This is a genomic window from Pseudomonas sp. PD9R (genome assembly GCF_019200975.1).
Classification (GTDB): domain Bacteria; phylum Pseudomonadota; class Gammaproteobacteria; order Pseudomonadales; family Pseudomonadaceae; genus Aquipseudomonas.
The window spans coordinates 340,325-358,684 of sequence record NZ_JAHTMR010000005.1 but is presented as its reverse complement, the minus strand read 5'-3'; the positions used below and the strand labels follow the sequence as shown (position 1 = coordinate 358,684).

14 protein-coding genes are annotated in these 18,360 nt (G+C 59.5%); 9 read left to right on the top strand and 5 right to left on the bottom strand.

Translation table 11 applies throughout. The annotated features are described in order from the left end of the window. Positions 1-120 precede the first annotated feature (120 nt). Positions 121-2,910 carry an RHS repeat domain-containing protein gene (locus tag KUF73_RS13660; protein WP_218438540.1) on the bottom strand — a complete coding sequence of 930 codons (2,790 nt, stop codon included), beginning with the start codon at positions 2,908-2,910 and terminating at the stop codon, positions 121-123. A 176-nt stretch (positions 2,911-3,086) separates the two neighbouring features. Here KUF73_RS13660 and KUF73_RS13655 point away from each other — a divergent pair, with 176 nt between their 5' ends. The 3 genes from KUF73_RS13655 to KUF73_RS13645 all read left to right on the top strand — a co-directional run bounded on the left by KUF73_RS13655 (position 3,087) and on the right by KUF73_RS13645 (position 4,941). Beyond that, a complete protein-coding gene (locus KUF73_RS13655; protein ID WP_218438539.1) occupies positions 3,087-3,551 on the top strand; it encodes a multidrug transporter in 465 nt (154 codons plus the stop codon). 34 nt (positions 3,552-3,585) lie between these two features. Then, on the top strand, positions 3,586-4,410 hold the full coding sequence (locus KUF73_RS13650) for an SDR family oxidoreductase (RefSeq protein WP_218438538.1): 825 nt from the start codon (positions 3,586-3,588) through the stop codon (positions 4,408-4,410). Positions 4,411-4,545: 135 nt separating this feature from the next. After that, a complete protein-coding gene (locus KUF73_RS13645; protein WP_218438537.1) occupies positions 4,546-4,941 on the top strand; it encodes a DUF4440 domain-containing protein in 396 nt (131 codons plus the stop codon). Between the two features lie 85 nt (positions 4,942-5,026). On the opposite strand, the gene KUF73_RS13640 is transcribed toward KUF73_RS13645, so the two are convergent. The 4 genes from KUF73_RS13640 to KUF73_RS13625 all read right to left on the bottom strand — a co-directional run bounded on the left by KUF73_RS13640 (position 5,027) and on the right by KUF73_RS13625 (position 9,928). After that, complete coding sequence (locus KUF73_RS13640) at positions 5,027-5,878, bottom strand: HlyD family secretion protein (RefSeq protein ID WP_218438536.1); 852 nt, start codon at positions 5,876-5,878, stop codon at positions 5,027-5,029. A gap of 10 nt (positions 5,879-5,888) precedes the next feature. Further along, positions 5,889-6,089 (bottom strand): DUF1656 domain-containing protein, encoded by a 201-nt coding sequence (locus KUF73_RS13635; RefSeq protein ID WP_218438535.1) that lies wholly within the window; start codon positions 6,087-6,089, stop codon positions 5,889-5,891. Further along, entirely contained in the window at positions 6,079-8,289 is a 2,211-nt protein-coding gene (locus KUF73_RS13630; RefSeq protein WP_218438534.1) for an FUSC family protein, read from the bottom strand. The genes KUF73_RS13635 and KUF73_RS13630 overlap by 11 nt, the downstream gene beginning before the upstream one ends. A gap of 139 nt (positions 8,290-8,428) precedes the next feature. Further along, positions 8,429-9,928 (bottom strand): efflux transporter outer membrane subunit, encoded by a 1,500-nt coding sequence (locus KUF73_RS13625; RefSeq protein WP_218438533.1) that lies wholly within the window; start codon positions 9,926-9,928, stop codon positions 8,429-8,431. Positions 9,929-10,222: 294 nt separating this feature from the next. On the opposite strand from KUF73_RS13625, the gene KUF73_RS13620 reads away from it, so the two are divergent. From KUF73_RS13620 to KUF73_RS13595, 6 genes are all read left to right on the top strand, one after another. After that, positions 10,223-11,191 carry a LysR family transcriptional regulator gene (locus KUF73_RS13620; RefSeq protein WP_218438532.1) on the top strand — a complete coding sequence of 323 codons (969 nt, stop codon included), beginning with the start codon at positions 10,223-10,225 and terminating at the stop codon, positions 11,189-11,191. A gap of 297 nt (positions 11,192-11,488) precedes the next feature. Beyond that, complete coding sequence (locus KUF73_RS13615; RefSeq protein ID WP_218438531.1) at positions 11,489-12,649, top strand: efflux RND transporter periplasmic adaptor subunit; 1,161 nt, start codon at positions 11,489-11,491, stop codon at positions 12,647-12,649. Continuing rightward, positions 12,646-15,747, top strand: coding sequence for a multidrug efflux RND transporter permease subunit (locus KUF73_RS13610; protein WP_218438530.1), 3,102 nt, complete (start codon positions 12,646-12,648; stop codon positions 15,745-15,747). Before KUF73_RS13615 ends, KUF73_RS13610 begins: the two co-directional genes overlap by 4 nt. A 9-nt stretch (positions 15,748-15,756) precedes the next feature. Beyond that, the gene (locus KUF73_RS13605; protein WP_218438529.1) at positions 15,757-16,434 is read left to right on the top strand and encodes a heavy metal response regulator transcription factor; all 678 of its coding nucleotides are present in this window, start codon (positions 15,757-15,759) and stop codon (positions 16,432-16,434) included. After that, the gene (locus tag KUF73_RS13600) at positions 16,424-17,788 is read left to right on the top strand and encodes a heavy metal sensor histidine kinase (RefSeq protein WP_218438528.1); all 1,365 of its coding nucleotides are present in this window, start codon (positions 16,424-16,426) and stop codon (positions 17,786-17,788) included. The genes KUF73_RS13605 and KUF73_RS13600 overlap by 11 nt, the downstream gene beginning before the upstream one ends. A 205-nt stretch (positions 17,789-17,993) precedes the next feature. Continuing rightward, entirely contained in the window at positions 17,994-18,218 is a 225-nt protein-coding gene (locus KUF73_RS13595; protein ID WP_218438527.1) for a hypothetical protein, read from the top strand. The last annotated feature ends 142 nt before the right edge of the window (positions 18,219-18,360 follow it).

Sequence of the window (18,360 nt, the reverse complement as noted above, 5' to 3'; positions counted from 1 at the left end):
GGCCGATCGTCCTGTCGAGTTACGTCACGCTAATGCTGGAGGTTTATGTTTTCGCCGCTGTCAGAATTCACAGTAGCGATTAGAATTCGAAATATCGGCCACTCGCCTATGGGACTTATTTTACGATTTGAAACGCCAATTCCACGAATGCCAGACTTGTGAACGAACGAAACTTTCAGGAAGCTTATCTGCCCCCGCGCGTCGTCCCTGCGACGAATAATCCAGTGCTAAGTATTCATCGCCCATAGAAAATAGATGTTCGTAGTTTCCTTTCTGCGCTCTGATTGATTCTCCACGCCCCGAGGGTGGCATGTCTGGAATTAAGACCTGACTGTTTTTCAATAACATTTCATCATCCAGTTGATACTTTGGATCAGCATCCGCTGAAGCAGATTTTTTAATATCGCCAATGCCAAAACACCCAAATTCTGCTGTATGGGCCCGGGGAAATGTTACCCATCCATCTGCAATAACAATTTCTTTCAACGGCAACTCACGCGGATCGCCAATGGTGACAAAGGCGTGATCAAAACCCTCTGCGGCGACCCAAAAAACTGGCTGCCGGGTTTTTGTACTTGCCAATAGATGAAAGTTAACCATTGCATGCTCTCCGCAGTTTCCGACGCTAGACTTTAGTACACTGCTTAAATGCTTATCCTCACCTTGCATACGACTAAAGACCACCTTACGCTTCATTGATCGCGGATCCAAAGGAGACTTCCATAAATCAATCATTTGATTTGACGCACCGTGCATCAAGAATATTTTTGTCAAAATATTTGCTGTTTTTGCTTGTTGAATAGAAGTTAATAGCTCTTCGCCTACCTCTTTAACTTCCTCAGGAGGTGAAGTTTCCAGCAACCCGGATGTATAGAGTTCCACGGAAAATGCTAACTGTGGTTCATCTATTGCAGCAGCCTGCGCCTGTTCTGGGGTGAGTGCGTTTATGTCAACTCCGTGCTCTCCCTGTATATCCTTATATCTAAGTGGGTTACCACTGACGAAAGCGAACAGATTGGTCCCATCCATGTACCCCGCAGGATCCTGATTCAACCACCGCTGCAACCAAGGCAGGTAATATCTGAACCCAAAATAATAAAGCCCCGTTGCATCTCGCTCTTTCCCTGAATAGCGCACGGTTTTGTAACTCGCTTCAACTTCCCCTCGTCCTGCGAACCACGCCGTGGTGCCAAACGGGTGATACCGCTCCTGGCTGATTACTTCACCCTTATTGTCGAGTTCAAGGGCGCAGGAGCCCAGATGGTCATTCAGGCTGTAACGATATTGGTCATTCGCACTGGGTGGCACCGACTCCCAATGCAACACCCGCACGCTGCTGCGCCCGGCCTGGACGCTGATCACCTGCAGCACTTCACCCGTGCCGCTGTGGCTGCGCAGTTCCAGATTCGGTAGATAACGGACTTCGGAAACCAGCGACCGTGCATTGGTTTGCGCCAAGCGGACTTTGCGCAAGCGCATGCCGCTGGCGCCGTAGATGTAGCGTTCGCTGGCGCGCTCCACGGGGCGAACCTCGGATAACTGATTGCGCACGTCCCAACGCAACGTTTGCCCCGGTTGCAGATTGAGCAGATTACCGTTGGCGTCGAAACCATTAATGAAATCCTGCTCACCCGGTTCCACCCCGTCCAGCACCGGCAAACAACGGTTGCTGTGCCGCGCCGCGAGCAGCCGATGACCATGGCTTTGCGGACCTTCGTGGATCAGCTCCAACAAATTGCCGCCCGCGTCGTAGTGATAATGCTGGCGGTAATTAGCGCAGGGCGCGGGGTCGTCGAAGGTCGAAAACTGCGGGCCTTTGTTGGCACCTCCCGCCTCCCAACCCGTGGCTTCGATCAGTTGATAAAGGCTGTCGTAGCGATAGTGGCTGACCGGTTCGATACGCTGGTTGGCGAAGTAACGAATGGGCAGGGCGGCGTCTTCGATGCTAAGCACATTGCCCACAGGGTCGTATTCGTACCGCAGATCTTGCAGGGCTTCGTTATCACGTTTGGCCTGAAGGCGGATCAGGCGACCATCCTCCAAACCATATTCCAATAGGGTAATCACACCATTGCCCGCGACTTCCCGTTCGGTCTGGCCGTGGGCGTTGTAGTGGATGGCACTGACCAGGGTTGTCGGCGTATTGTCGTTCGCCAGCTGCAAACGAACTTCGCGCAATTGGCCGTCGATGGTCTGGCTGAAAAACTGTCGGTTGCCTTTGGCATCGGTCTGGTCGATCACCTCGCCCAGCGCATTGAAATGCGAACGGCTGGTGGCACCCTCGCCCGGTTCCAGCAATCGCTGACGATCTGCAATCGACTCGGGCCAGTCGGGCGTCGCCAGGTCGTTCAGAAAATGCCGAATCTGCTCCAGCGCTCCACCGAGCAATCCAAATTCCGCGATCAACTGAACACCCGCCGGATCATCGTGACGAATCAATTGCCCGCATTGGTTGTACCCGGCGAAAGATTGATCACTCTCGCCATAACCCAATCGCTCCACACAAACCGCCTCGTCACCCGCCGCCTGCTCGAACAGCGCAGTCAGTCGCAACTGCGCGTCGTAGTGCATCCAGCGCTGAGAACCCCGGCCATCCCAGCTACAAACCGGTTGACCGATCTCGCCGAATAGACCGATACGCAGCCCGGCGTCGACACTGTTCGTAGTCAAAATATTTCCGGACAGAGAATGAATGCTGAGCAGATTGGCCGGTGCCGACGCGTCCAGAAACAATCGCGGATCCCACTGCGCAATCACACGCCCCGCCCAATCGTGCATCGAGCGATTAACCCGCACCTGAGGGGACACGTCGTCATTACGCCAGTAGCCCACGGCTCGCACCGCCAGCCCCCGAGGATCAATCGCCGTCAGGTTCGGTGTATGGCGGTGGACAGACAACGTTGTGGGCACAGGCAGACCATCCTCGAACAGTGCCCCCCATCTAACCCAGCCCGGCGTACGCCTGACTACTGTCAGAAATTACAGGGCAGACCAACGGTCGTTATCACCTGGACCAGCCCTCGCCCATCGCCAATTCCACCTGAGCTTAGGTAGGATGACCGTCTCTACCCCCGAGGTTGCGCTTCATGTTCATCGGCATCCTGCTGGTCATCACCTGGCTGATCCTGTTGCTGCGTTATCCGGCCAAGGCCTTGCCGGTCTCCCTGGCAGCCGCCGTGGGGCTGGGCATCGTCGCGACCTGGGTGATCTGGATGGACCATCGCGAACTCAAGCAGCTGCAACGCCTGGAATTGCGCATCATCTATGCACCGCAACACTGCCCGGCTGATCGGCCGCTGCAATTGACCCTGAACAACGGCAACGACGTGCCCCTGACCGAATTGCGTTGGCGCGTCGCGGCTTACGCGCCGGGTGACACGGTCAACCTCGCCGACAATCAATACACCGCCCCGCGTTATCGTGGCCCCGGTGAATTGCAGGCGGGTGGCAACTGGGAAGACTGTTTGCCCATGCCACCCCTGCGTCCCGGATACCGGCCGGAAACCCTGGAGTTTCGCGCCGAGCGCTTGCAGGGCAGCTTTTCCGACTGATCCCCTCCCCCATTTGTTGCACAAGGAATGCGCCATGCCCGTTGCGTTGATTACCGGTTGTTCCAGCGGCATTGGCCGCGCCCTGGCTGATGTGTTCAAGGTCGCCGGCTATGAAGTCTGGGCCAGTGCCCGCAAGGCCGAAGATGTCGCGGCACTCACTGCCGCGGGGTTTGCCGCCGTGCAGCTGGATGTCAACGACGCTGCTGCGCTTGAAGCCTTGAGCGAGCGAATCAACCAACAAACCGGCGGCCTCGATGTGCTGATCAACAACGCAGGGTATGGCGCCATGGGGCCGTTGCTCGATGGCGGCGTGCCGGCGATGCAGCGCCAGTTCGAAACCAATGTGTTCGCCGTTGTCGGCGTGACCCGCGCACTGTTTCCGGTGCTGCGCCGAGCCAAAGGGATCGTGGTCAATATCGGCAGCGTCTCCGGTGTTTTGGTCACGCCATTCGCCGGTGCCTACTGCGCCTCGAAAGCCGCCGTGCATGCCTTGAGCGATGCCTTGCGCATGGAATTGGCGCCGTTTGGTGTGCGGGTCATGGAAGTTCAGCCGGGAGCCATTGCGTCCAGCTTCGCCAGGAATGCCGGGCATGAGGCGGAGCAATTGATCAACGAGCAATCGCCGTGGTTTCCGCTGCGTGAAGGCATTCGTGCGCGGGCCAAGGCATCCCAGGACAACCCGACGCCAGCCAGCGAATTTGCTGCCGGGTTGCTCAAGGCTGTGCAGCAAAGCAAGCCGCCGAGATTGGTGCGTCTGGGGAATGGCAGCCGGGCGCTGCCTTTACTCGCAGGCTTGTTGCCCAAAGGGTTGCTGGAATCGGGGTTGATGAAGCGGTTTGGATTGCGTGGGCAGCTTTAAGACCGAGTTATCGTTCTTCGCGGGCAAGCCTCGCTCCTACAGGTTTTGCGCAATTCAAAATCTGCGCGTACCTGTAGGAGCGAGGCTTGCCCGCGAAGTCGTCAAAACAGACTCCACAGAATTTCAGGAATCAAAATGACCGACTACACCCAATATTTTGACGAAGTCATCCAGGCCCATGTGGCCATCGAAAAATGGCTCGCCGAGGAGAGAGACGAGTCCGAACTGGAACAATTGCTGGCGCGTTTTTCGCCGCAGTTTTCCATGGTCTCGCCGATGGGCCGGGTACTCGATTTCGACGAACTGAATGAGCTGTTCCTGCAAGCGGGCGGCAAAAAGCTGGGGTTCAGGATCGAGCTCAGCGAGTTGCGGGGCATCGCGTTGTACGACGGCGGCGCGACCGTGAGTTATCGCGAGCAGCAGACCGATGCGACGGGGTTGCGAACAGATCGGCGCTCGACCGTGGTGTTTGAGAAACGGGCCGATAGCCGAGTGATCTGGCGGCATCTGCATGAGACGTTTTGCAGCTGAATAAACGCCTAGAAATCGCAGCCTGCGGCAGCTCCTACATGGCCCGTGCAGGAGCTGCCGCAGGCTGCGATCTTTTGATCTTGATTTACTGCTTAACCACAACCGTACACGTAATCCCCGCCGCCAGCAGTACCCCTTCCGGCACTTCATCAATGTGAATCCGCACCGGCACCCGCTGCGCCAGACGCACCCAGTTGAACGTCGGATTCACATCCGCAATCAGCTCACGGCTTTCCGGGTTATCACGGTCGTAGATGCCGCGAGAGATACTCTCCACATGCCCCTTCAGCACTTCGCCGCTCATCAACTGCATGTCAGCTTTATCGCCGACCCGCACGTGGGGCAGTTTGGTTTCTTCGAAGAAGCCATAAACCCAGAACGAGTTCATATCGACCACGGCCATTTTCGCTTCGCCGATGCGCGCGTAGTCGCCGCGATGGACGTTGAGGTTGGTCACGTAGCCGTCCACCGCCGCGCGCACTTCGGTACGTTTGAGGTTGAGTTCGGCCGATTCGAGTTGTGCCTGGGCGTGCTGGTAATCGGCCAGGGCCGAGTCGGCGATGTTGCTGGCGTCGTCGCGGTTTTCCTTGGAGATCACCATCGCGTCCATGTCGGCACGGCGGTGGGCGTTGACCTTGCGCATCTCCCACGTCGCCTTGCGCGAAGCCACCATCGACTGCGCCTGCTTGACCGCGAGGCGGTAGTGCTCGGGATCGATTTGCATCAACAGGTCGCCCTTCTTCACCAGCTGGTTATCGCGCACCGGCACATCCACCACTTCGCCGGTTACGTCGGCGGCGACGTTGATGATGTCGGCGCGCACGCGGCCGTCACGGGTCCACGGGGTTTCCATGTAATGCACCCACAGGGTCCGGCCAATCCCTATCGCGAGGGCCAGTACCAGCAAGGTGGCGATCAGGCTGAACAGCTTTTTCATCAGGACGATCTCAACGGTAAACAGTCAGCGCGAGAACGCCGAACAGACAGGTAAACAAACTCAGGCGCAGCAGCGCCGGGTGCCAGAAGAAGCGGTACAGATCGAAGCCGGACAGGAATCGGTCGAATGCCCAGGCCAGCACCGCCGCAATCAGAAACATCAAGGTCATGGTCGGCATGTACACGCCGTGGAAGGCGATTTCACGAGGCATGTTCAAGTCCTTGCGGCGTGGCAGTGGCAATGGCAATGGCATGTGTGTAGCCCGCGAGCGGCGATTGCGGGTTGAGCAGCGAGGTGCGGATGAAGTGCAGATAGCTCTTCACCCGACGCAATGCCGAGGTATCGAAGTGCGGGGCGAAGGGTTCGTCGGTGGCTTGCACGCGGCTGATGGCATGGTCGACGGCGATCAACGCGCGTTCCAGATTGCTTTGGCCCGGCCGCAGAAACAGCCGCACCAGCGAACGCCCCATCACGCGGATGGACTGACGCCACGGCTGGGATTCGGCGTACGCCGGATGCACCGGCAGCGTCGCCTGCTCCTTGCGCAACTCGATGATCGCGTGGCCGACTTCCAGCACCACGAACATCCAGCGCAGCAAGTTGCGCTGGACCAACGGCTGCCCCGCCGCGAAGCCATAAGCCTGATGCACCAGGTCGCGAGTGCGACTTTCGAAACTCGACGCCAGGCCTTTGAGTTTGCCGCTGATGGCGTACACCACCTGACCACGCAGATCCTGCTCCAAACGGTGCCACAACCAGCGGCTGTTCGGCGGCAGAATGATCGCCCCCGCTGCCGCGCACACCAGCATGCCAAGCACCATGGCGATGTAGTCGTTGATGAAGGTGTACGGGTTGTAGACCGTCAGGTTGTCCGGCACTGAACCGGTGCTGAAGAAAATCAAAAGCCCCAGCCCGACCCCGGCGTACTGCGGCCGCGACGCCAGGAATGATCCGAGCACGATCACCGGCGCGAGCATCACGCACAGCAATGGAAAACCATCGATCCACGGGAAGATGAAAAACATCTCGACGAAGCCGATCAATGCCCCAAGAAATGTGCCGCAGGCCATCTGGAAGGACATGCGTTTCGGGTTCGGCGTGGCGGCGGACAAACCGACGGTGGCGGCAGCGATCAGGGTCATGGTCGCCCCGCTCGGCCAGGCCGTGGCTACCCAGTAGCTGCCCAGCACCACCAGAATGAATGCCGCGCGAATCCCCGAGGCCGCCGACACCAGCCAATTGGTTTGCGGAGTGAACGGCTCGTCCCAACGCTCCCGTTCGTGACTGTGATCGGCCAGGGACGCGTGGGTCTGGGCATAACTGTGCAGGTCGTCGACGAAGCGATAGAGCAGTTCGTACGCGGTGTGGAAATCCAGTTGCTCGGCGTCGCTCGGATTGCTCTGCTGGAAAATCGCCCGCAGGCTGCGCACCCGCGCTGGCAAGCCTTCCTTGTAAGCCGTCAGAACCATGACCAGACGCGCCGCATCGGCACTGGTCAGCGCCCGGCCACTGAAGCCGTCGAGCAATTCGGCGAGATCCTGCAAACCCGGTTTGATCGCCGCCACCGCATGATCGCTACCGCTGCTGCGCAGGCGTTCCAGCAATTGGTGCAAGGCGTTGAACCGCGTGGTGACGCCCATGAACTCACTGTTCAAGCGGCTGAGCCGACCGTTGCGCCGACGCATGTGCGGGTCTTCGAACACGGTGACGCTGCGCAACCCTTCCAGGCCGACCGCCTCGGAAATGAAGCGCACGTTGCCGGCCTCGAAGGCCTCGCGCTGACTGCGCCCGCGCAAACCATCGGTGACAAACAGCGCGAACACGCCGAAGCGCTGATACAAAGCGTTGCGCATCGCGGCACTGGCGGATTGCGGCAGAATCGCGGCGCTGACCAGGGTCGAGCAGAGAATCCCCAGGGAAATTTCCAGCACCCGCCAGACCGCCATCATGAACGCCCCGTCCGGGTGCGCCAGTGCAGGCAAACCGACCATCGCCGCGGTGTAGCCGGCCAGCACAAAACCATAGGCGCGGAAGTTGCGGCAGCGCGCCGCACCCGCTGTACAGACACCGACCCAGATCGCCAGCGCGCCCAGAAACAGTTCAGTGTTTTGCGCAAACAAGGCAATCAACGCCACCATCACCGCCGAGCCGGTCAATGTCCCGAGGAAACGATAAAAGCTCTTGGCGAACACATGACCGCTCTGCGGCTGCATGACAATGAACACGGTAATCATCGCCGTACGCGGTTGCGGCAACTCCAGGCGCATGGCCAGCCACAAGGTCAGGAACGCCGCGATCAGCACCTTGAAGATGTAGACCCAGGTCACGCCGTCGCTGCGTGCCCAGTCAAAGAAACCCCGACGCCATTCCAGGGAATACAGCCAGCGCAAAGGTGCGGGCAAGGGAGTCATGAAATCCTGCTCAGTGAAATCCAGACACGGTTCAGAATCTGTGGGAGCCAGCCTGCTGGCGATAGCGGAATATCAGTCGACATCCTTGTTGAATGTGCCGCCCTCATCGCGAGCAGGCTCACTCCCACAGGTTTTGTATTCAACGCAAAAGGCTCGGGGTTTTCGGTGCAGCAGTCTGGCTGTCTTTCGGCACATCATTGCCCGCCCCCAGTCCGCCACCGAGTGCTGTCACCAGTTCGGCATGCGCACTCAATCGCGCGGCCTGTACCTGCTGCTGCACTTGCTGCTGCTTGAACAACAGCGTTTGGGCGTTGAGTACGTTGAGGTAGTCGGTGAGCCCACGCTGGTAGGCGATCATCGCGATGTCGTAGGTCTTCTGCGCCGTGGCCACCGACTCGGCGGCGAAGGATTGCTGCTTGTCCATCGACTCGCGGCGGATCAACTGATCGGAGATGTTCTTCAGCGCATTGACCAGCGTCTGGTTGTACTTGGCCACGGCGATGTCATAACCGGCCGACGCTTCGCCCAATTCCGCGCGCAAACGCCCGCCATCGAAGATCGGCAAGGAAATCGCCGGACCGACGCTGTAGTTGAGTTTCTTGCCGGTCAAGAACTCCAGCATCCCGCCGCCAGTGGCCATGTAGCCGAGGCTGCCCACCAGATCGACGTTGGGATAGAAACCGGCGTGGGCCACATCAATACCGCGCGCCTGTGCCGCCACTTGCCAGCGACTGGCAACCACGTCCGGACGTTGACCGAGCAATTGCGCGGGAAGCGACGACGGCAATTTCAGCGCCGCACCCAGCGACAGCGTCGGTCGCTGCAACTGCGCACTCTCCCCCGGGCCTTTACCGGCCAGGGCGACCAGTTGATTGCGGCTCAAGGCGATCTCTTCGTCCAGCGCGTCGATCTGGCGATGGGTTTCCGGCAGCGGCGTCTCGGCCTGACTGACTTCGAAATGCGTGCCGATGCCGCCGTTCAAACGTTTTTGCGCCAGGTCGAGAATTTGCTGTTGCTGCTTCAATGTCGCTTCGACGATGTCCCGCTGTGCGTAATGCAACGACAACTCGATATAGACGCGCACGATGTTGTTCTGCAATTCGAGCTGGGCCTGGCGCGCTTCAGCCACGGTCATGTGGGCCATGTCCACGGCGCGCTCGGTGGCATTGCTTTCGCGGCCCCAGAGGTCGAGGGCATAGCTGAAGCCCAGTGCGGCGTTGTTGTCCCAGGTGGTGGTGTTGGCCAGGTCACCGGGGCCATAGAACTGATCGGTGGGCCAGTTGTGGCGCTTGAGGGTGGATTCGCCATTGACCTGCAACGACTCAGCCGATTCGGCCACGCCGGCCATGGATTTGGCCTGACGCACCCGCGCAGCGGCCATGGCCAGGGTCGGGCTGCCCTGCACGGCGAGGTCGATCCAGCGGTTCAGTTGCGGGTCGCCATAAGCCTGCCACCACTGGGCAGTGGGCCAATGCGCATCCTGAGCGGCGCTCTGGATGGCTTCGTCGGTGGCCAGTGAATTGGCCTCCAGCGCCTTGCCCTGCGGGGCAATACCTCCGGTTCCGATGCAGCCGCTGATAATTGACGATAAAACCAGAACACTGAGAGCCTTGAACTCTACTGCGACACGACGCGGCACTGCTGCGAATTCCTGAGGTGAGGGAGATCCCATGTATGGACCGATTGAAACCCGGTCCCTGTAGGAGCTGCCGCAGGCTGCGATCTTTTGATCTTGCTCTTAAAAACAAAAATCAAAAGATCGCAGCCTGCGGCAGCTCCTACAGGGGTGGCGCAATTCTAGGGGTGGGCTTTGATGGCGATAAGCTGGGATTCTTGTGAATCTTTGTTACCGTTAACGAGATAATCCGTAAGTCGGGGGTCTCAGCCCCGGAAACTTCGTGTCACAATTTGCCATCGAACCCGAGAGCACCCCATGGACACCTTGCAAAACATGCGCGCCTTCAGTTACGTGGCCGAGGCCGGCAGCTTCACCGCCGCCGCCGTGCAACTGGACACCACCACAGCCAACGTTTCGCGCGCGGTCTCCAACCTGGAAGCCCACTTGCAAACCCGTCTGCTCAACCGGACGACCCGACGCATCGCCTTGACCGAAGCCGGCAAGCGCTACCTGCTGCGCTGCGAACAGATCCTGGCCTACGTCGAAGAAGCCGAAGCCGAAGCCAGCGACGCCCATGCCCGACCGGCCGGGCAGTTGAAAGTGCACACCATGACCGGCATCGGCCAGCACTTCGTGATCGACGCCATCGCCCGCTATCGCAAAACCCATCCGGACGTAACCTTCGACCTGACCATGGCCAACCGCGTGCCAGACCTGCTCGACGAGGGTTACGACGTGTCCATCGTCCTCGCCAGAGAACTGCCGGACTCGGGCTTCGTCTCCCAGCGCCTGGGCATCACTTTCAGCATCGTTTGCGCGTCGCCGGCCTACGTCAAAGCCAACGGCTGCGCACAGAAACCCAGCGACCTGCTCAACCACGCCTGCCTGCGCCTGGTGAGCCCGGTCATCCCCCTGGAAAAATGGGCCTTCGACGGCCCCGACGGCCAGGAAATGGTCACCATCAACAGTTCACCATTCCTGGTGAATTCCGCCGACGCGATGAAATCCGCGATCACCAGCGGCATGGGCGTCGGCGTCCTGCCGCTGTACGCCGCCATCGAAGGCCTGCGTAATGGCACGCTGGTACGAATGATGCCCAAATACCGTTCGCAGGAACTGAACCTGTACGCGATCTACCCGTCCCGGCAGTATCTGGATGCGAAGATCAAGACCTGGGTCGAATACCTGCGCGGCTCGCTGCCGGAAATATTGGCGGCGCACCAGGCGGAACTGGCGGCGTATGAGCTGAGCGGGAGCCTGGCCGGGGCGCGGGTCGCAAACTGACACATCCCCCCTGTAGGAGCTGCCGCAGGCTGCGCCTACATAGGGCCACTCTAAATCCAGGTCGGCTGTCCGGTTCTCATCGCGGGCAAGCCTTGCTCCTACAGAAGCGGCGAACATCATTCACGTACCTCCTGTAGGAGCAGCCGCAGGCTGCGATCTTTTGATCTTGCTTTGTGGAGCGCCACCTCGGCCCAAACTGACAGCGCCGTCAGTTAGCAGTCACCTTCCTGACCGCCAAACAGGTTTATAAAGGAAAGTACCAAACTAACGACCACCCAGCCCCGGCACCCCACTCCCATGCGAATCCAGCAAAAACCCGCCCTGCTCGTCGCCCTCCTGATCATCCTGGCAGCGCTGGGCCTGTGGTACGCCAGCAAGCCCGCCAAGACCAAACTCGTCACCTCGACCGCCATCCCCGTTCGCGTGATCAACGTCACCGAAAAAGACGTCCCGCGCTATGTCAGCGGTATCGGCTCGGTCCTGTCCCTGCACAGCGTGGTGGTCCGTCCGCAAATCGACGGCATCCTCACCAAACTGCTGGTCAAAGAAGGCCAACTGGTGAAACAAGGCGACTTGTTGGCCACCATCGACGACCGCACGATCCGCGCCAACCTCGACCAGGCCCAGGCGCAACTGGGCGAAAGCCAGGCGCAACTGCAAGTCGCGCTGGTCAACCTCAAGCGCTACAAGCTGCTGAGCGTCGACGACGGTGTCTCCAAACAGACTTACGACCAGCAACAGGCACTGGTCAACCAACTCAAGGCCACCGCCCAAGGCAATCAGGCCTCGATCGATGCGGCCAAGGTGCAACTGTCCTACACGCAGATTCGCTCCCCGGTCACCGGCCGCGTCGGTATTCGCACAGTCGACGAAGGCAACTTCCTGCGCATGACCGACGCCCAGGGCCTGTTCACCGTGACCCAGATCGACCCGATTGCCGTGGAGTTCTCCCTGCCGCAACAAATGCTGCCGACCTTGCAAGGCCTGATCGGCGACCCCGAGCGTGCACAGGTTAAGGCTTACATCGGTGCCGACACCGACGGCGAAACCGGCAATTTGCTGGGCGAAGGACACCTGACCCTGATCGACAACCAGATCAACGCCAACACCGGGACCATTCGCGCCAAAGCCGAATTCAACAACCCCGGACAGAAACTTTGGCCTGGCCTGCTGGTGACGGTAAAAATTCAGACAGCGCTGGATAAAGATGCGCTGGTGGTGCCGCCGACGGTCGTACAGCGCGGCCTCGACCAACACTTCGTGTATCGGGTCAATGGCGACAAAGTCGAAGCCGTCCAGGTGCAAATGGTTTACCAAGGCAGCGGCCAGGACATCATCAAAGGCGTTAACCCGGGTGATGTACTGGTCAGCGACGGCCAGTCGCGGCTCAAACCGGGTTCAACCGTGCAAGTGCTGACTGACCCGCCACAAGTGGTACAAACGGAGGCTCAACCATGAAGGGCCATGGTTCGGTTTCAGCCTGGTGCATTGATCGCCCGGTTGCCACCATTCTGCTGACCTTCGCCTTGGTGCTGCTGGGTGTAATTGCCTTCCCGAGGTTGCCAATCGCGCCGCTGCCGGAAGCGGAGTTCCCGACCATTCAGGTGTCTGCGCAACTGCCCGGCGCCAGCCCCGACACCATGGCTTCATCGGTAGCCACGCCGCTTGAGGTGCAATTCAGCGCCATTCCCGGCATGACCCAAATGACCTCCAGCAGTGCCTTGGGCTCAAGCCTGCTGACCCTGCAATTCACCCTCGATAAAAGCATCGACACTGCCGCCCAGGAAGTACAAGCGGCGATCAATACCGCCGCTGGCAAGCTGCCCAAGGACATGCCGACGCTGCCGACCTGGAAAAAGGTCAACCCGGCCGACAGCCCGGTACTGATCCTCAGTGTCAGCTCCACGCAAATGCCCGGCACCGAACTCAGCGACCTGGTCGAAACCCTGCTCTCGCGTCAGATCAGCCAGATCGATGGCGTAGGCCAAATCAACATCACCGGTCAGCAACGTCCGGCAATCCGCGTACAAGCTTCAGCCGACAAACTCGCCGCCATCGGCCTGACCCTGGCGGACATTCGCCAGGCGATCCAGCAAACCAGCCTCAATCTGGCCAAGGGCGCACTGTATGGCGAGTCGAGCATCTCGACTTTGTCCACCAACGACCAGTTGTTCCACCCCGAGGAGTACAGCCAGCTCATTGTTTCCTACAAGGACGGCGCCCCGGTTCACCTCAAGGATGTCGCCAAAGTCGTCAATGGCTCGGAAGATGCCTACGTCCAAGCCTGGTCTGGTGATCGTCCCGGGGTGAACCTGGTGATATCCCGCCAGCCCGGCGCGAACATCGTCGAGACGGTGGACCGCATTCAAGCCGCCCTGCCCGGCCTGGAAGCCATGTTGCCGGCCTCGGTGCAGGTCAAGGTATTGATCGACCGAACCCAGACCATTCGTGCGTCCTTGCATGAAGTGGAAATCACCCTGCTGATCGCGATCATGCTGGTGGTGGCGGTCATGGCGCTGTTCCTGCGCCAATTGTCGGCAACCCTGATTGTCTCGGCAGTGCTCGGGGTTTCACTGACTGCCAGTTTCGCCCTGATGTACATCATGGGCTTCAGCTTGAACAACCTGACCCTGGTGGCGATCGTGGTCGCCGTGGGGTTTGTGGTCGACGATGCGATTGTGGTGGTGGAAAACATCCACCGACACCTGGAGGCCGGCGACGGCATGCGTGAAGCCGCGATCAAGGGTGCCGGCGAGATTGGCTTCACCGTGGTTTCGATCAGTTTCTCGCTGGTGGCGGCGTTTATTCCCTTACTGTTCATGGGTGGCGTGGTTGGCCGGTTGTTCAAGGAATTCGCCCTGACTGCGACCTCGACCATCATGATTTCGGTGGTGGTGTCGCTGACGCTGGCCCCGACTCTGGCTGCGTTGTTCATGCGCGCGCCGGTGCATCATGCCCACAGCAAACCGACGTTTGGCGAGCGCTTGCTGGCAGGCTATGAAAAAGGCCTGCGTCGGGCACTCGCCCACCAGAAATTGATGATCGGCGTGTTCTGCCTTTCCCTGGGCCTGGCCATCACCGGTTACATCTTGATCCCCAAAGGTTTCTTCCCGATCCAGGACACCGGTTTCGTCCTCGGCACCACTGAAGCAGCGGCCGACATTTCCTACAGCGACATGGTGAAAAAGCACCTGGCCATGGCCGAAATCGTCGCCGCCGACCCGGCCGTCCAGGCGTTTTCCCACTCGGTCGGGGTCTCGGGCAGCAACCAGACCATCGCCAACGGCCGTTTCTGGATCGCCTTGAAACCACGCGGTGAACGCGACGTGTCCGCCAGTCAGTTCATCGACCGCATCCGGCCAAAACTGATGAAGGTGCCGGGCATCGTGCTGTACCTGCGCGCCGGGCAGGACATCAACCTCAGTTCCGGCCCCAGCCGTGCCCAGTACCAATACGTACTCAAGAGTAACGACGGCCCGACGCTCAGCACCTGGACCCAGCGCCTGACGGAAAAACTGCGAACCAATCCTGCGTTCCGCGACATTTCCAACGACCTGCAACTGGGCGGCAGCATCACTCACATCAGCATCGACCGCAGCGCCGCCGCACGCTTCGGCTTGACTGCCAGTGATGTCGACGAAGCGCTGTACGATGCCTTCGGACAGCGGCAGATCAACGAATTCCAGACCCAGATCAACCAGTACAACGTGATCCTGGAACTGGACACCAAGCAACGCGGCAAGGCCGAAAGCCTCAACTATTTCTACCTGCGTTCGCCACTGAGCGGGGAAATGGTGCCGCTGTCGGCGTTGGCGAAATTCGATGCGCCGACCATCGGTCCGCTGTCCATCGCTCACGACGGCATGTTCCCGGCCGCCAACCTGTCGTTCAACCTGGCGCCCGGCGTGGCGTTGGGCGATGCGGTGATCATGCTCAACCAGGCCAAGGCCGAGATCGGCATGCCGGCGGCCATCAGCGGGAATTTCCAGGGCGCGGCGCAGGCATTCCAGAGTTCGCTGGCCAGTCAGCCATGGCTGATCCTGGCGGCGCTGGTGGCGGTGTACATCATTCTCGGCGTGCTCTACGAGAGTTTCGTGCATCCGCTGACGATCATTTCGACGCTGCCCTCAGCGGGCCTCGGCGCGGTGATCATGCTGTGGATCTGCGGCCAGGACTTTTCGATCATGGCGCTGATCGGCCTGGTGTTGCTGATCGGGATCGTCAAGAAAAACGGCATCCTGATGATCGACTTCGCCCTCGACGCACAACGCAACGGTGGTTTGCCGCCCGAAGAGGCGATTTTCCAGGCCTGTATTACGCGGTTCCGACCGATCATCATGACCACCCTCGCCGCCCTGCTCGGCGCCCTGCCGCTGATGCTCGGCTACGGCACCGGCGCCGAACTGCGCCAACCGCTGGGGATCGCGGTGGTTGGCGGTTTGCTGGTGAGCCAGGCGCTGACGCTGTTCACCACGCCGGTCATATACTTGTGGCTTGAGCGGTTATTCCATCGACCTGAACCAGCTCCCCTTCCGGCGCTGGCGACCACAGACTGAGGCGGGGTCATGCGCGTTCTGATTATCGAAGACGAAGAAAAAACCGCGGACTATTTGCACCGCGGCCTGACGGAACAGGGCTACACCGTGGACCTGGCCCGCGATGGCGTGTCAGGCCTGCACCTGGCGCTGGAAAGCGACTACGCGGTGATCGTCCTCGACGTGATGTTGCCGGGCCTCGACGGCTTCGGCGTACTGCGCGCCTTGCGTGCGCGCAAGCAAACCCCGGTGATCATGCTCACCGCCCGCGAGCGTGTCGAAGATCGCATCCGGGGCCTGCGCGACGGTGCTGACGATTACCTCGGAAAACCGTTTTCCTTCCTCGAACTGGTGGCACGTCTGCAAGCGCTGACCCGTCGCAGTGGCGGCCATGAACCGGTGCAAGTGAGCATCGCCGACCTGTGGATAGATTTGATCAGCCGTAAAGCGACCCGCGCCGGCACTCGTCTGGACCTGACCGCCAAGGAGTTCTCGCTGCTCAGCGTGCTGGCCCGCCGCCAGGGTGAAATCCTCTCGAAAACGGCGATTGCCGAGATGGTCTGGGACATCAATTTCGACAGCGACGCCAACGTCGTCGAGGTCGCGATCAAACGCCTGCGCGCCAAACTCGACGGGCCGTTCGACCAGAAACTGCTGCACACCATTCGCGGCATGGGTTATGTGCTGGAGAGCCGCGGTGTCCAGTAACTCCATAGCCCTGCGCCTCAGTGGGATGTTCACGCTGGTGGCGCTGTTGGTGTTCCTGTTGATCGGCTGGGCGCTTTATCAGCAAGTCGACAAAGGCCTTGGTTTGCTGCCCGAAGCCGAACTCGACGCGCGTTACAGCGTGCTCGAATCCACCGTCGGCCGTTACGGCACGCCCGAGCATTGGGTGAAGATCAACAACAAACTCAAGCTGCTCGGCGAAGAAGACAAACGCATCAGTTTCTGGATCACCAGTGGCGATCCGGAGTACGAATACGGCAACCTGACGCCGCAGATCCGCGCCTTTGCCGATGGGCCGCTGGGCATGCGCGACATGCAACTGCCGGATCAACCCTACCCGCTGAAAGTGCTGGTCAGCCAATTCCCGGCCAAGGATCAGCGCCCGCCGCTGCGCTTCATGATCGGCATCGACACCGAGACGTTTTACCAGACGCAACACCATTTGCTGATCGCCCTGATCAGCCTGGCAATTATCGGCGTGCTGTTAGCCTCGGCGCTGGGTTACTGGGTGGCGCGGATCGGGCTCAAGCCGTTGATCAAGCTGTCTCATGAAGCCCAGCGCCTGGCTCCGCCCTTGCGTTCCGGGCGTTTGCGAATGTCATCACTGCCACCGGAACTGAATCAGTTCGTCAACTCGTTCAACTCCACGCTGGAGCGGGTCGAGCAGGCTTACTCACGTCTTGAATCGTTCAACGCTGACGTCGCCCATGAGCTGCGCTCGCCCCTGACCAACCTGATTGGCCAGACCCAGGTCGCGCTGACCCGTGGGCGCTCGGCGGAGCATTATTTCGAGGTGCTGCAGTCGAACCTTGAAGAATTGGAACGCCTGCGCTCGATCATCAACGACATGCTGTTCCTCGCCAGCGCCGATCAGGGCAGCAAGGCCACCAAACTGACGTCTACTTCGCTGGCGAATGAAGTGGCGACGACCCTTGAATACCTGGATTTCATCCTTGAAGACGCCCAGGTTCAGGTGCAGGTCAGCGGCGATGCCCAGGTACGAATCGAGATCGCGCATCTGCGCCGGGCCTTGATCAACCTGTTGAGCAATGCGGTGCAGCACACCGAGCCCGGGCAAGTGATTGAGGTGCGAATCGAAGTCGAGGAGCATCAGGTCAGCATCGGTGTTGCCAATCCTGGCTCACCGATTGCCAGCGAGCACTTGTCGCGATTGTTCGAGCGCTTCTACCGCGTCGATGCTTCGCGCAGTAACAGCGGCAACAACCATGGATTGGGGCTGGCGATCGTTAAAGCCATTGCGCTGATGCATGGCGGCGATGTGTTTGTGCGCAGTGATCATGGGATGAATACTTTCGGGATTCATTTGCCTGTTTGATCGGCCTTTAAAGTCAAAAGATCAAAAGATCGCAGCCTTCGGCAGCTCCTACATATGGAATGCGTTCACATGTAGGCGCTGCCGAAGGCTGCGATCTTTGCTTTTTCAGCAACAGTCCTTTCTTGAATGAAGTCTGTTTCCCGTCGCGCAAGATCTCTATCTTTGCCGCACCAAACAGCACTTGCCAAGCAAGAAGGTTTTAAAGATGTCCAACACTATGGGTATTGCCAGCGCTTTCGTTTTGTCCTCTTTGTTTCTGTCTCCGTTCGCCATGGCTGAAGAGTCGCACGCCTTTGTCGCACAAAATTCCGCACGCGCCACCGCGTACGAAGAGCATCAGATCGAGATGACGGCTAAAGCTCAGGAAGCCACCCAGGCCCCGCAAGCATCCAGCATTCCAGCCCAGCCTCAGGCTCTGAAAGACAGCTGATTTCTGCGCATAGCTCCTGTTTCCCTCGACACTTTTCATCGGCTCTTCCCTTTGAAAAGTTGTCTTCAAAGCCGCTGCTATCAGCGGCTTTTTTTCGATTATTTTTTCCTGATAGGTATTAACCCGTTTCGCCGGCTTTTTT